The following is a 12,636-nucleotide window of genomic DNA, read 5'->3' as shown; positions in this document are numbered from 1 at the left end:
AGCTTGAACGATGATGAGGTGTATGCCTTGGGTCTATGGACGTTCGATTCCGTGAAGTGGATCCTTTTAATTGTTGGCTTTGGCTGCGTTTTGCAGACGTGCCGAGTCAAGGGGAAAGGAATTATGTGGATGGAATTTTTGACAGCTGGTACGTGATCGGCCGGCTCGGGGGATTCAATGCTGAGAATCTGCAGGTGCATGAGGAAGGGGCTGATATGAGTTGGATGGGATACAACAACGACGAAGCCGAATCGGTGATGCCTGCGCTGATGCACAACATGGGGCAAATGGAATACCAAGAAGAATGGGCGAGGTGTTGGATTGACCTCGGTACAAGTGATGGCGTGTCGCTCGATATTTTGATCAATACATTGCGCCAACTCGATGCCGATGTGGTGCAAATCGCAGAGCTAGTGGTGGGTGGAGTGAATGAAGATTGGCCTGTTGAAGATCATCCAGACAGCATCTTCCCTGCCGGTGCGTGAACTGAGACGTCTGCTGATCCCGCCCGACCGATTTGTTGGATCGGAGCTGATCAAACTCCAGAACGATGAATCCCACTACCTCCGACGGGTTCTTCGCTTGCGAATCGGAGATCCGCTGGCGATTTCCGATGGGTGTGGCCAGCTTTGGCAGGCAGAGCTGGTCGATGAACATACGGTTAAAACCGATCCCACTCCGTGTGAGCAGCTCGTTCAACCTCAGCCACCATTGGGGTTGGCTGTGTCGATTATTCGTCGCGGTTTTGATGATGTGGTGCGGATGGCCTGCGAACTCGGCATCGACACGATTCAGCCGCTTCGGTGTGAACGAACTGTTCTCCAAGCTGAGCATCGTCCAGATCGCTGGAACACAATTGTTCGTGAAGCTGTCGAACAATGTGAGCGCCTTTGGAAACCCACAGTTTTAGAGCTCAATTCCCTTGAGTCGTGGCTGGATTCCAGTTCAGGCCAGAAAGCCGTTGGCGTAACACGCACGAAAAAGCTTGAACCACTGGGGGATTGGTTGGAGCAGATTGCTATTCCAGCTCAAACCACATGGTTGATTGTGGGTCCTGAGGGAGGTTGGACGTCGGCTGAACGCGACGCGCTTCACAACCATTCTGTGGCCCCAATCCATCTGGGGCCTTCAATTCTGAGAACATCCACTGCCGCCGTTGCTGGGGCCGTTGAGCTGGCTCGTTGGCGTGAGCAAAGCTCAACTCTTGAATAGATCTTCTGCCATGTTGCGGAAGTTTTTCACGGCAGCTCCAGGGGCACGTCTGCGCTGACTTAGGGCGGAACCCGGAACGAGATTGTCAGGGGCGTACGTGCTGAAGGTCATTTCAGGCTGAGCAGCTTCAGTTGCTGCCAATTCAGCGGCAATGGCCTCTGCTGTGGTCAGGCCATTGCTGATCGGTGCGGCGACTGGTTCAGAGCTCTCGCTGTCGGGGGCCTGGGCGGTTGGAACAGCTGCAGCAACAGGGGTTGGGGCAGGTTTCGGGGGAGCGGAAGCAACACCAACTTGATCAGACGGCGCAACGAGCAGCGTTGGGGCTGATGGCGCTTCTGGAGTGGCTTGGCTTTCCTCGGTCTCAACAGGCGCGGTTGGCAGATCGAGCCGGGCCGGCGCAGCTTCGGGATCGAGAGTCAGGAAAAACCCCTTGTCGTTGGTGACCACCATCCGCTCGACCCTTTTAAAGAAGACTGGATGATTCTCCTCCTGGTTTTGTCGTTCACAAGAGATGCTTAGAGCACTGCAACACGCGTGATGCTCTGGATCTGGATTCAAGCCCTGGTGGTGAATGGTGTTCTCATCAGCTTTGCCCAGCGCACGCCGCTCTTAACAACCCGGGGATGGATCCATGCCGCAGCGCTGGGAACAATGTTGTGGGGGTGCTTCGGTTGGCGCGGTTGGTTGGCCGTTGCCGTGTATTTGGTTTTAGGAAGCCTGGTGACGCGCATTGGCTTTGCAAACAAACAACAACGCGGGATAGCGGAAGCCCGTGATGGACGACGAGGTCCTGAAAATGTGTGGGGTTCAGCCGCGGTTGGTGCTGCTCTTGCCCTCATTCTTGCGGCCTCACCGCAAGACGCCATCCTCTGGCGCCAGGTCGTGTTGATTGGATTTTCGGCAAGTTTTGCCGCCAAACTTGCCGACACATTTGGCAGTGAAATTGGCAAGCGTTGGGGCCGTACGACCGTCCTAATCACCACACTTCGGCCTGTTGCGCCTGGAACCGATGGTGCGATCAGCTTGGAAGGAACGATGGCGAGTGCCGTCGGCAGTGTGCTGATGACCCTTGCGCTCTGGGGGCTCAGTTCCACTCAACTCCCATTCATTCCCAACGCCATCGCAGCTGGTGTGGTGATGGTGGTGGGTTTGCTAGCCACCCTCGCGGAAAGTGTTCTGGGAGCCATCGTTCAACACCGCGTTGGGTGGCTGAGCAATGAGCTGATTAATGCGCTGCAAACGCTTCTGGCTGCTGGGTTGGCGATGGCCTGGGCGGGGCTAGCAAGCCATCTTGTACTGCCAACAGTTGCAGGGCTTTGATCGCGTCTTGAATCATTTGTTTCAACCGTCGTTGGCTAAGACGATGGGATTGAACAAGATCTCGAAGGTGAACCCCTTCAATCCAATGTTGCCTCAGTAACAATTAATGGTGAGGTGCCAGCCGAGGCAAAACCTCTTGAAGCCACTCCGCTTGAGGATCTGGATTGGGGTCGCGAGGGGACTGCAAGTCCAGAGTTTCGACTGCTGTCCTTTTTTTACTGACTTCTGCGGCACAGGCATCGAGCCAGCGTTGCGGACTCACCTTCAAGTGCGCCGCAATGGATCTGTTGTTCAAAGGAGGCAACCCTCTCTGCGTCCGTTTTTCTTGCAGTCGTTGACCCGACACAAAAAGGTCCTGAAGTCGCCAAGGAATGCGAACCATGCGCGAACGGTCTCGCCGGTAGTGCAAAACCTGACCGTTCGCCCGGCTCATCAAATAGCTGCTGGGGCGAAAGCCACGGGACGGATTCAAGTTCTCCACACCCTGAATCAATCCAAGGCAGGCTTCTTGGAGAAGATCGTCCCGTTCTTCCGGTCCACGTTGGCGTTGACGCGTCGCCACGCAATGGGCCAATCCCAAGTGCTGAAGAACCTTCTGATTTCGCTCCTTGGTGCCAGGTGGTAAGCAGCGCCGCTGTTCATGGCGTTGATGGGGATTGAGAACCATGGGATGCAAACAACTGCTTTCACGGTTGCCACGCAACTTGTGAAAGCCTTCCCACCGCAGGGCCTCAATCAGGCACAAACTTGCTCGATGATGGCTGCATCAAAACGATGGTCAAGGATGAATTGGCAGTCAGACGCCCTGACGGCTCTCAAACAAGACGTGCCATTTTTTGTACGTCCAGCGGTCCGCCGCCGCGTCGAATCGATGGCCTTGGACGCTGGTCGAACAGATGTATGTCTTGACTTTTATCGCGCAGCCAAGGTCAGCATGGCGCCCAAATAGAACGATTCAGGACTGATCCAATTCACATCGGTTCAGCTCAGGTGTTGTTAGTCGATCAATGATGCGAGCCATATCCACCGCCGTGAGGTCGCCATTGTCATCCCACTTCAGTGTGGTTTTGCGTTGAGCGGGTGGCTTTTTGTTAGTGAATTGAACAGAAGGATTGAGCTCCATGCTGATCCCACTTGTGAGGGAATACAGACACTAGCTGGGGGCTCGGCTGCCCTAACTGCTGATCGGAGTGGGTGTGTTCAGTGGTGAAAGTCCGGCCCAATTCAAGAGCGGTGGCCAGTGCTGGAGAGCGTTGTGGATCCAGGAATGGCCAATCGTGTTGAGGTGAATCCCATCAGGCTCGATCCACTGCAACCAATCGGTTTGGGCCTGGATTTCGGCATGAAGGGCATAAAACGGCACATTGGCCTCACGACACTGTTCCGCTAGGGCGGATTCAGTCGCAGCAATGGCCTTGTTGCTGTACCAAAGGCACTCCGCAAAGGGCATCACATGTTCATCCACTGGAGTGAGCCCAAGAACGAAAACGTTCGTTACGGATCTCATCTCCGCAAGAAGTTGGCTGACGCCAAATGCGAAAGCATCTGGCTCTAGTTGGGGGCGACCATCAATCCGACCGATTCGGGCTGTGTCATTGAGGCCAACACTTAAAAGCAAACCATCTGGGTGTTGTCGTCGAAGTTCGCCGCGACACGACCATTCATGCCGCCATCGCGCTGCAATCCGTTCAATCCCATCACCGCGAACACCGAGTGGATAGATCACCGGTGCCAACGGAAGTTGCATCCAATCCATTCGTAATCGCTGGCACCAACCACCACCGTCCCTGTCCCCCCAGCCAAGAACGCCGCTATCACCCAAAACCACGAGTTGTCTCGGCCCCATGGTTGCCGCCATCACAACACCACAGCCTTCACAACACCACAGCCTTGCAGTTCAACCGTTGTTGCAACTGTTCCGTGATGGTCTCTCCGCAGAGAGTCAAAACAATGAATGCCAGGACCAGCCAAGCAACAAGCCACCAGTGAAAGGACGACAAAGCATCGATTAATTGCCAGCCCAATCCCGCACTTCCCACAATCCCAACAACAACAGTGTCTCTGAGGATGACGTCGCACCGGTACGACGCATAGGCGAGATAACTCCGACTGACTTCGGCCAATGGGCCGTAAAGCCAACTCATCCGAACAGTCGCTCCAGACCGTTCCAAGATCTGTGCCGAACCAAAACCTGTTGCGCGAATGTCTTGAATCAGCACACGACCCATCACACCGCTGTGATGGAGGCCTAGGGCCAAAGCTGCCAGGGGCAGGCTTGGTTTGGCCATCACCAGGAGTAAAAGAGCACTCAAAGGAGTTGGCACAAGGCGCAATGCGCCCCAGATCAGGCTTTGTAGCCGAAGGCTGCTTTGGCTCGGCAAAAGCAAGAGGAGTAATGGGGGAACTGCTGTGGCGATGCAGCTGGCCATCAGGGTGATGAGAAGTGTTGAGCCGATCGCAGCCCCCCAATGCATCTCAAACAGTGCTGCAACTGCTGCATTGTGGTTATCACCTACCCCACCGAGCACAGAACCAAGGGTTCCACTCGGCCAGGAAAGATCCAAATTTAGAGTGGCACTCCAAACCACCACCAACACCAGCAAAATCCCCGCGGCAAAACCATTCCGTGGCCTGCGCGCAATGGTCTGAATGATGAAATCAAGTAACACCATGGCCATAGCTAACAACCACAACCCACTCCACATGTCTCTGAATTGGAGGGATTGAAGGCTCAACATCAAATCGGTTCCTAGCCCCCCAAGCCCGAACACGCCCAGGATCAAAGCTGACCGAAGAGCGCAATCGAGGCGATGGCCAATGTGATGTTTGATCGAGGCGAACACTGCTGGAACGACAGCCGTCAGAAGCACTGCCATCGCCGGCCCTCCGCTGCCTTGAAGCACCGGTAAGGCCGGCGACTCATGGCAATCAATCTGATCAGCCAGCACCCTTGCCATCAAGGCGCTGTACGGGATAACAATTGCCGCGATAGCAACCCAACCGTTAAGTCCATAAACCTGAAGTAAGAGCAACCCCCAAATCAACTCATGAATGGCTCGGAAGGGGGACAACAGTCGCCGAACAAGCACTGCTGGCCAGGGGCTTCCCAAGACCGTTCGCCAAAGGGTGCGTGAACCCAGAAAGCCGAAGATCAAACCCAGACCACTACTGATTGCCCAGGAGAGAACGGCTGTCACAAAGGTGATCTGAAGTCCTTGCCACAGGCTCTTGAGAAGCGTCGGATCGAAGGACGGCTGAACAGCACCTTGAGCAAACTGGATTAACAACGGGAGTCCACCGCCATGGCCATCTCGAACGAGAATGGCCACCACAGGAATCAGGCAAAGTCCCGGTAACAGTGTGAGCAGCGGTAAGGCTGGTTTTACGAACGTCCGTACAACCATTCCAATTGCGTCTTGCTGATCTTGTCTGGTGCCGCGTCAAGAACAAGGGCTCCGTTTCGTAGCCCCAGTACACGCTCAAATCGATGAATGAGATCAGGGCGATGCAAGCTGATCAGACACCCCGGAAGTGAAAGCAGTGTGTCCAAGACATCCCTGGCGATGACAGGATCCAGGGCCGACAAAGGTTCATCGGCGAGCACCAGTTCAGGCCTCTGGCGCAGCAATCGAGCCAAGGCAACGCGTTGACGCTGACCTCCAGAGAGCTCGGTTACGGCTCGTTTGAGCAGTGAAGGCTCTAGGTGGACCTGATGCATCATCGCGAGACACGCGTCCTTTTCCAGGACACCAAGCAGATTTCTCAAGGCCCACATCAAGCCATGACGTCCAAGGGCACCGCTATTGATGTTTTGGACCACGCTCAGCTCCTCAACCAGTCGTAGGTCCTGCCAAAACGTGCCAATTGATCGCCGTTCATGGCGCGGCAATCTTTTGAGCGGTTGACCACGCCATTGGAGGGCGCCCCTCGAGGGTTGCAGGCTCCCGTTGCAGAGTTTGATGAGAGTGGTTTTTCCCGCGCCACTGGCTCCGAGTAAGACCACCCGTTCATCAGCCCTGATGGTGAGACTGGTCGGTTGGAGTCGTTGGTCCAGGCTCACCTGGTTCAACTCCAGGAGCGCTGTCAACGGATCTTGCCGAGTTGACGACCCACCGCCTCGATTTTGTCGTAATCGGAATTCTGAGCCGGAATGAACTCAGCGGCACCAAAGAGTTCGAGGATCGTTTCACCTCGAGGAGTATCCGCAGTGATCGCTAGCAGAGCGGTCTGGACCTTGTTGGTAAAGCCCTTACCGAATCGTTCATCGAGATCGGGACGAGCCACCCAGTGGTAGTCGACGTATGGAGGCGTTCTCCAAATGACTGAGACCTTATTGGGGTCAACGCGACCATCCTCAAGATTGCTTTTCCAAACCTGTTCGTTCAAGGCTCCGACTTCGTAGGCGCCGCTCTGCACCACGGCGATTGTGGCGTCATGGCTTCCGCTGAACCCAGGAGCACCACCGGCGAACTCATCGGTGCTTACACCGTTTTGGCTCATGAAGTATTGAGGCATCAGCCGACCTGATGTTGAGCTCTCTGATCCAAATGAAAGGCGTCGTCCTTTCAGATTTGTGAGCTGATCGCCTTTGCTGAATGGGCGAAGTCCGCTAGCACCATTGGCAATGAAGACACTTGTGAACTTGGCGTCGATATCGCGTTGCGCCAGAACCTTGGCCCCGGGGGTTTGTAACCGGGCCTGTACGCCCGTGAGGCCACCGAACCAAACCAAGTCGAGGCTGCCTGTTCGAAACGCAGTGACGGCAGCGGGGTAATTGCTCACCGGTACGTACTCCACCGGCACCTTCAGCTGATCACTGAGTTCGTCTGACAGTGAGCTGTAGAGACGGTTGAGCTTCTCCGGGTTCTGATCCGGAATTGCCCCGACGTGAAGGACTTGAGACTCTGTGCTTACAGGACCTGAACTACAGCTCGCCAAGGCGGTTGCAATGGTGATGCCAGTCAGAAGACGTGCAACCAAAGATGGCCGCGGTTTTTGAGTAGGCATTGGGTTTGAAATATTTCGGTTAGTCAGAACTTGCTGAGCATCCGCTGCAGTCGTTCCAAACCATTTGTGATGGTCTCATGCGAGACGGCACACGACAGACGAATGCAGTGGTCGTCTCCGAAGGCAACACCAGGCACAACGGCAAGGCCTTCGTCTTCTAAGGCACGACGACAAAAGTCCATCGAATCGGTAATGCGCTCTGGCAGCTGCGGAAATGCATAGAACGCCCCTTTCGGAGGAATCAAGGTGATGCCTGGAATGGATTGCAGTCCTTCGATCAGAAAATTTCTCCGAAGGTTGTAGCTGCAGGCCATATCCGTGACGCAGTCACGTGACCCACGAATGGCAGCGAGTGCTCCTTTTTGGGCAAAACTGCAAACATTGCTAGTGCTTTGGCTTTGTAGTGCTGAAGCCGCTTTGATCACCGTTGCGTTGCCAGCGAGGTAACCCAGGCGCCATCCAGTCATGGCCCAACCCTTTGCGAAGCCATTCACCGTGAAGCAACGGTCCTTGATCCCTTCCGATACGGAGGCAAAACTGATGTGCTGTTCTCCCTCAGCCAAAAGATATTCATAGATTTCATCACTCATTACCAACAGATTGGGGTGACGAGCAACCAGTTCAGCCAGAGCCTCAAGTTCTTGTCGCTGCATCACGCAACCGGTGGGATTTCCTGGACTGTTGATCACCAAAAGTCGGCTTTTTGGGGTGATGCGTGCTTCCAAAGCATCGAGATCGAGTCTGAATCCATCAGAAGCTGAAGATGGAATCAACACCGTGGTGGCACCAGCCAGAGCAGCCATTTCTGGGTAACTCAACCAATACGGCGAAGGGAGCAAAACTTCGTCGCCGGGGTTCAGCACCACCTGGAAAAGGTTGTAAATCGCTTGTTTACCGCCATTGCAGATCAGAACCTGCTCAGGATTGGTCGCAATACCGTTTTCCTGACTGAGCTTGTCGGCGAGAGCCGCTCGCAACTCAGGATCACCCGCCGCAGGGCCGTAACGGGTGATTCCCTGAGATAGAGCCTCCCTTGCAGCTTCAACAATGAAATCTGGAGTATTGAAATCAGGCTCCCCAGCACTAAGGCTGCAAATATCTCGGCCTTCGGCTTGAAGCGCTTTGGCTTTGGCGCTGATCTCAAGGGTCAGCGAGGGCTTAAGGGCAATCGCCCGATGGGAGAGTTCTGGGGGGCTCAAGATCCTCACGCATCTCCCCGCGATGCGTTTAAAAATCTCATCCTGCCTCAAGCAGTGACCCAAACAACCCTTTGTTCACGCAGGACATGAATCCCATGCAAATCAGCTTGGTTCTTGCGGCCCACGATCCCAAGGCCTTAAGCCACTTTTATGCGGCTCTGTTTCGCGCGACCATCAGTGCTGGTAAGGCAGATCATCACAAGATTCTTGACCTCGATAATGGCCTGAGACTTGAAATTTATCGGCCATCACAACATCGCCCATTCCCGGTGGCAGGTCGGGCGTTATCGGTCTGTTTAAAACTCCCTGCCCATCACACTCCCTTGATTGAATTGGACCATCACGTCAGCAATGCGATCGGTTTGGGAGCCTCTGTTGTAGAGCCGGCGCGGCTGGAACCCTTCGGTGCTGAATGTTGGATGAATGATCCAGAAGGCAATGCTTTTTTAATGCTGATTCCCATTGCACGATCGGAACGGAGTGCATGACGTCATTCGATCTGGATGCATGTTTGCGCTGCTCAGCCTGTGAGTTAGCCAGAACACGTCAACAGGTGGTGGTTTGTCGGGGCAATCCAAGTGCACCGCTGATGTTGATCGGAGAAGCTCCCGGTGCACAGGAAGATCAATCCGGTGTTCCCTTTGTAGGCCGATCCGGACAAGCCCTCGATCGATTGCTGATTGAGGCGGGCTTCAACATCGAGCAGGACCTCTACATCTGCAATGCGGTGAAGTGCCGGCCGCCGAACAATCGCCGCCCGAAAAAAAATGAGCTCGCGGCATGTCGTCCCTGGCTGGACAAGCAAATTGCCGAAGTGAATCCTGCTGTGATCGTGCTGACTGGCGCAACAGCGGTTCAGGCCGTGCTTGAAAAGAAAGCTGCAATGACAGAGTTACGAGGGCAGTGGCAGACCTGGCAAGGTCGTTCGGTGATGCCAATCTTTCATCCGGCTTATCTGCTCCGTCACGCGTCGTCAAAGGAAGGCGGACCAGTTGAACTCACACGCCAAGATCTTTCCGCTGTGCGTACCAAGCTGTGCGAACGTTGATGTGCATCTGGAACGGCTACACATGACCGCCCTAGATCGGCGCTACGACACCCAGATCCATCGTCGAGTCACACGGACCGTGATGGTGGGAAGTGTCCCGATCGGCAGCGAGCACCCGATTGCGGTGCAGTCGATGATTAACGAGGACACCCTCGATATCGATGGATCAGTCGCTGGAATCATCCGTCTTGTCGAGGCTGGATGCGAGATCGTTCGAGTGACCACCCCGTCGATTGGTCATGCCAAGGCTATGGGGAAAATTAAAGCGGAACTCTCGGCCAAGGGGTGCAACGTTCCCTTGGTGGCTGACGTTCACCACAACGGAACAAAGATTGCCTTAGAGGTTGCCCAGCATGTTGACAAAGTGCGAATTAATCCTGGCCTATTTGTGTTCGATAAGCCTGATCCAAATCGTCAGGAATTTACAGAATCTGAATTTGCTGAGATCGGCACACGCATTAGAGAGACATTCGAGCCTTTAGTAAAACTCTTGCGGGAACAAAACAAAGCGTTGCGTATTGGTGTTAACCACGGCTCATTGGCTGAACGCATGCTGTTTACCTACGGAGATACACCGAAGGGAATGGTGGAGTCGGCGATGGAATTCGTCCGGATTTGCGACGATCTAGATTTTCATAACATCGTGATATCGATGAAAGCTTCACGGGCACCAGTGATGCTTTCGGCCTATCGATTAATGGCCGATACCATGGATCAGGAAGGATTCAATTATCCACTTCACCTTGGGGTAACTGAGGCTGGGGATGGCGATTATGGCCGTATTAAAAGTACGGCAGGAATTGCCACGCTTCTAGCAGAGGGGTTGGGGGACACCATCCGTGTTTCACTCACCGAAGCGCCCGAAAAAGAGATCCCTGTTTGTTATTCAATTCTTCAGTCTCTCGGCTTACGAAAGACAATGGTTGAATACATTGCCTGTCCGAGTTGTGGCCGCACGTTGTTCAACCTGGAGGATGTCCTCCATAAAGTTCGTAACGCCACATCTCATCTAAAAGGTCTCGACATCGCTGTGATGGGATGCATTGTGAACGGTCCAGGTGAGATGGCCGACGCCGACTATGGCTATGTGGGTAAAGGACCTGGAACCATTGCTTTGTACCGAGGTCGAGAAGAAATTCGTAAAGTTCCAGAAAAAGAAGGTGTTCAAGCCCTGATCCAATTGATTCAGGAGGATGGTCTCTGGGTCGATCCTGATGAAACTCGGTAATCTGAACGCACAGACTTAAGACAAGACGGATATGGCTAAGTCAGTGAAGTTGCGATCCTTTCTTCGCACAACACCTCTACTGCTAATTCTGGGTTTAGGTGGAGTTACCACAGCAGTCACGTTGGGTGCACCCGGGTTGACCCTCCCGAGCGCTAGCGGAGGATCGATTAGCGATAGCCCGAAAGAGGTGATCGATCAGGTTTGGCAGATCGTTTATCGAGATTATCTCGATTCAAGTGGTGATTACGATGAGAAAACTTGGCGTCAATTACGTCGAAACCTTCTCCAAAAATCGTTTGCCGGTAGCGCTGAGTCCTACGAAGCAATTCGTGGAATGCTTGCGAGCTTGAATGATCCATACACCCGTTTCCTGGACCCGAAACAATTCAAGGAGATGCGAATTGATACGTCCGGCGAGTTGATGGGAGTGGGCATTCAATTGAGTCTTGACAAAGCAACTAAGGAATTAGTTGTTGTGTCTCCGATTGAAGGAACTCCTGCATCACGAGCAGGTGTTCTTTCGAAGGACGTAATTGTAACCATTGATGGGAGATCCACAAAAGGGATGAGTACAGAAGATGCCGTTAAGTTAATTCGTGGTCCTGAAGGATCTGAAGTTGTTTTAGGACTTCGTCGTGGTGGCGAAATCATAGATTTCCCTTTAACTCGAGATCGGATTGAGATTAATGCGGTTTCCTACAAGCTAAATACAACACAAGATCAACGTAAAATTGGATATATTCGCCTTAAGCAATTTAATGCGAATGCAGCCAAGGAAATGCGAGAAGCTGCAAGGTCGCTTGAAGACCAAGACGTTGATGGCTATGTCCTTGATCTGAGAGGAAACCCTGGGGGACTGTTAGAAGCGAGCATTGACATTGCTCGCCAATGGTTGAATGAGGGAATCATTGTGAGCACACAAACGCGAGAAGGCATACGTGATGTACGACGGGCCACAGGCAGTGCCATCACAGATAAGCCCTTGGTTGTCTTGATCGATCAAGGATCAGCCAGTGCCAGTGAAATCTTATCTGGATCTCTGCAAGATAATGCTCGAGCAAAATTGGTTGGCCAAAAAACATTCGGTAAAGGTTTGGTTCAGGCAGTGCGGGGATTATCTGATGGTTCTGGACTAACCGTGACGATTGCGAAGTATCTAACCCCCAAGGGAACCGATATTCATAAAAATGGAATTGAACCAGATGTTAAATCGGAAATGACTGAGAAACAGCTCAAGGATTTCACAATAGAAAAACTAGGTACGAGTCAAGATTCTCAATATGTACAAGCTCTAAAAATATTGACTAATAAATTAAACTAAACTAAAGAGAAATTTGAATCGATATTGAAAAACTAATTCAACAAACTTGTTTAGTTCAATGCAGAACTAGGAAATTGGCTGCATCAAGCCGCCACCGCCGCCACCGTTGGAATCATCGTCGTCGGAAGGGTCGGGTTGCATTAATGCATAGAGTCCAAGAGCTGCAGCACAGAAGACACCGCTGACAACTTGCATTGACGCCCCATTGACACCGATTTCAATGAATTCGCCCATGAAAGACCTAAACCTGTTCCCAATGTAACGAAGAATTGCGGGTCTGTGAAGTTTTTCTCAGAAAGTC

17 protein-coding genes are annotated in these 12,636 nt (G+C 53.1%); 8 read left to right on the top strand and 9 right to left on the bottom strand.

Annotation, left to right across the window (positions count from 1 at the left end):
* Positions 1-35 precede the first annotated feature (35 nt).
* A complete protein-coding gene (locus tag BL107_RS08175; protein WP_009789848.1) occupies positions 36-485 on the top strand; it encodes a DUF3531 family protein in 450 nt (149 codons plus the stop codon).
* Positions 445-1,212: a 16S rRNA (uracil(1498)-N(3))-methyltransferase gene (locus BL107_RS08170; RefSeq protein WP_232192878.1), complete on the top strand. Its 768-nt coding sequence runs from the start codon at positions 445-447 to the stop codon at positions 1,210-1,212. Before BL107_RS08175 ends, BL107_RS08170 begins: the two co-directional genes overlap by 41 nt.
* On the opposite strand, the gene BL107_RS08165 is transcribed toward BL107_RS08170, so the two are convergent.
* Complete coding sequence (locus tag BL107_RS08165) at positions 1,198-1,662, bottom strand: hypothetical protein (RefSeq protein WP_009789846.1); 465 nt, start codon at positions 1,660-1,662, stop codon at positions 1,198-1,200. The genes BL107_RS08170 and BL107_RS08165 overlap by 15 nt on opposite strands.
* Positions 1,663-1,749: 87 nt before the next feature.
* Here BL107_RS08165 and BL107_RS08160 point away from each other — a divergent pair, with 87 nt between their 5' ends.
* Positions 1,750-2,532, top strand: coding sequence for a DUF92 domain-containing protein (locus tag BL107_RS08160; RefSeq protein WP_009789845.1), 783 nt, complete (start codon positions 1,750-1,752; stop codon positions 2,530-2,532).
* A 103-nt stretch (positions 2,533-2,635) separates the two neighbouring features.
* Here the strand turns inward: BL107_RS08160 and BL107_RS08155 are convergent, their stop codons facing one another.
* Complete coding sequence (locus BL107_RS08155) at positions 2,636-3,235, bottom strand: sigma-70 family RNA polymerase sigma factor (protein ID WP_232192876.1); 600 nt, start codon at positions 3,233-3,235, stop codon at positions 2,636-2,638.
* An 81-nt stretch (positions 3,236-3,316) separates the two neighbouring features.
* Here BL107_RS08155 and BL107_RS08150 point away from each other — a divergent pair, with 81 nt between their 5' ends.
* Positions 3,317-3,481: a PCP reductase family protein gene (locus tag BL107_RS08150; protein ID WP_009789843.1), complete on the top strand. Its 165-nt coding sequence runs from the start codon at positions 3,317-3,319 to the stop codon at positions 3,479-3,481.
* Between the two features lie 6 nt (positions 3,482-3,487).
* Here the strand turns inward: BL107_RS08150 and BL107_RS12955 are convergent, their stop codons facing one another.
* From BL107_RS12955 to BL107_RS08125, 6 genes are read right to left on the bottom strand one after another with little or no spacing between them, the layout of a single operon-like run.
* A complete protein-coding gene (locus BL107_RS12955) occupies positions 3,488-3,655 on the bottom strand; it encodes a hypothetical protein (RefSeq protein ID WP_009789842.1) in 168 nt (55 codons plus the stop codon).
* 51 nt (positions 3,656-3,706) lie between these two features.
* Positions 3,707-4,390 (bottom strand): GDSL-type esterase/lipase family protein, encoded by a 684-nt coding sequence (locus tag BL107_RS08145; RefSeq protein ID WP_037988897.1) that lies wholly within the window; start codon positions 4,388-4,390, stop codon positions 3,707-3,709.
* A 16-nt stretch (positions 4,391-4,406) separates the two neighbouring features.
* Positions 4,407-5,936, bottom strand: coding sequence for an ABC transporter permease (locus tag BL107_RS08140; RefSeq protein WP_009789840.1), 1,530 nt, complete (start codon positions 5,934-5,936; stop codon positions 4,407-4,409).
* A complete protein-coding gene (locus BL107_RS08135) occupies positions 5,915-6,619 on the bottom strand; it encodes a phosphonate ABC transporter ATP-binding protein (RefSeq protein WP_009789839.1) in 705 nt (234 codons plus the stop codon). Before BL107_RS08135 ends, BL107_RS08140 begins: the two co-directional genes overlap by 22 nt.
* Entirely contained in the window at positions 6,616-7,539 is a 924-nt protein-coding gene (locus tag BL107_RS08130; RefSeq protein WP_037988346.1) for a putative selenate ABC transporter substrate-binding protein, read from the bottom strand. The genes BL107_RS08135 and BL107_RS08130 overlap by 4 nt, the downstream gene beginning before the upstream one ends.
* Before the next feature lie 23 nt (positions 7,540-7,562).
* Positions 7,563-8,741 carry a pyridoxal phosphate-dependent aminotransferase gene (locus BL107_RS08125; RefSeq protein WP_037988896.1) on the bottom strand — a complete coding sequence of 393 codons (1,179 nt, stop codon included), beginning with the start codon at positions 8,739-8,741 and terminating at the stop codon, positions 7,563-7,565.
* 83 nt (positions 8,742-8,824) lie between these two features.
* On the opposite strand from BL107_RS08125, the gene BL107_RS08120 reads away from it, so the two are divergent.
* Genes BL107_RS08120 through BL107_RS08105 form a run of 4 tightly spaced genes read left to right on the top strand, consistent with a single transcriptional unit; the run spans position 8,825 to position 12,335 of the window.
* Complete coding sequence (locus BL107_RS08120; protein WP_037988342.1) at positions 8,825-9,226, top strand: VOC family protein; 402 nt, start codon at positions 8,825-8,827, stop codon at positions 9,224-9,226.
* Positions 9,223-9,786: a uracil-DNA glycosylase gene (locus BL107_RS08115; protein ID WP_009789835.1), complete on the top strand. Its 564-nt coding sequence runs from the start codon at positions 9,223-9,225 to the stop codon at positions 9,784-9,786. Before BL107_RS08120 ends, BL107_RS08115 begins: the two co-directional genes overlap by 4 nt.
* Before the next feature lie 22 nt (positions 9,787-9,808).
* Positions 9,809-11,014, top strand: coding sequence for a (E)-4-hydroxy-3-methylbut-2-enyl-diphosphate synthase (ispG, locus tag BL107_RS08110; RefSeq protein ID WP_037988338.1), 1,206 nt, complete (start codon positions 9,809-9,811; stop codon positions 11,012-11,014).
* A gap of 31 nt (positions 11,015-11,045) precedes the next feature.
* Positions 11,046-12,335, top strand: coding sequence for a S41 family peptidase (locus BL107_RS08105; RefSeq protein ID WP_050749843.1), 1,290 nt, complete (start codon positions 11,046-11,048; stop codon positions 12,333-12,335).
* 66 nt (positions 12,336-12,401) lie between these two features.
* Here BL107_RS08105 and BL107_RS12950 read toward each other — a convergent pair whose 3' ends face one another.
* On the bottom strand, positions 12,402-12,569 hold the full coding sequence (locus BL107_RS12950) for a hypothetical protein (protein ID WP_009789832.1): 168 nt from the start codon (positions 12,567-12,569) through the stop codon (positions 12,402-12,404).
* Positions 12,570-12,636 lie beyond the last annotated feature (67 nt).

It is taken from the genome of Synechococcus sp. BL107 (assembly GCF_000153805.1).
Taxonomy (GTDB): domain Bacteria; phylum Cyanobacteriota; class Cyanobacteriia; order PCC-6307; family Cyanobiaceae; genus Parasynechococcus.
This window is presented reverse-complemented; position numbering and strand designations above follow the sequence as displayed.

Excerpts from the sequence above, each read along its gene's own strand:
- BL107_RS08175 (WP_009789848.1), top strand. The coding sequence starts at position 36 with ATGGACGTTCGATTCCGTGAAGTGGATCCTTTTAATTGTTGGCTTTGG.
- BL107_RS08165 (WP_009789846.1), bottom strand. The coding sequence starts at position 1,662 with ATGGTGGTCACCAACGACAAGGGGTTTTTCCTGACTCTCGATCCCGAA.
- BL107_RS08160 (WP_009789845.1), top strand. The coding sequence starts at position 1,750 with ATGCTCTGGATCTGGATTCAAGCCCTGGTGGTGAATGGTGTTCTCATC.
- BL107_RS08150 (WP_009789843.1), top strand. The coding sequence starts at position 3,317 with ATGAATTGGCAGTCAGACGCCCTGACGGCTCTCAAACAAGACGTGCCA.
- BL107_RS12955 (WP_009789842.1), bottom strand. The coding sequence starts at position 3,655 with ATGGAGCTCAATCCTTCTGTTCAATTCACTAACAAAAAGCCACCCGCT.
- BL107_RS08145 (WP_037988897.1), bottom strand. The coding sequence starts at position 4,390 with ATGGCGGCAACCATGGGGCCGAGACAACTCGTGGTTTTGGGTGATAGC.
- BL107_RS08140 (WP_009789840.1), bottom strand. The coding sequence starts at position 5,936 with ATGGTTGTACGGACGTTCGTAAAACCAGCCTTACCGCTGCTCACACTG.
- BL107_RS08130 (WP_037988346.1), bottom strand. The coding sequence starts at position 7,539 with ATGCCTACTCAAAAACCGCGGCCATCTTTGGTTGCACGTCTTCTGACT.
- BL107_RS08120 (WP_037988342.1), top strand. The coding sequence starts at position 8,825 with ATGAATCCCATGCAAATCAGCTTGGTTCTTGCGGCCCACGATCCCAAG.
- BL107_RS08115 (WP_009789835.1), top strand. The coding sequence starts at position 9,223 with ATGACGTCATTCGATCTGGATGCATGTTTGCGCTGCTCAGCCTGTGAG.
- ispG (WP_037988338.1), top strand. The coding sequence starts at position 9,809 with ATGACCGCCCTAGATCGGCGCTACGACACCCAGATCCATCGTCGAGTC.
- BL107_RS08105 (WP_050749843.1), top strand. The coding sequence starts at position 11,046 with ATGGCTAAGTCAGTGAAGTTGCGATCCTTTCTTCGCACAACACCTCTA.
- BL107_RS12950 (WP_009789832.1), bottom strand. The coding sequence starts at position 12,569 with ATGGGCGAATTCATTGAAATCGGTGTCAATGGGGCGTCAATGCAAGTT.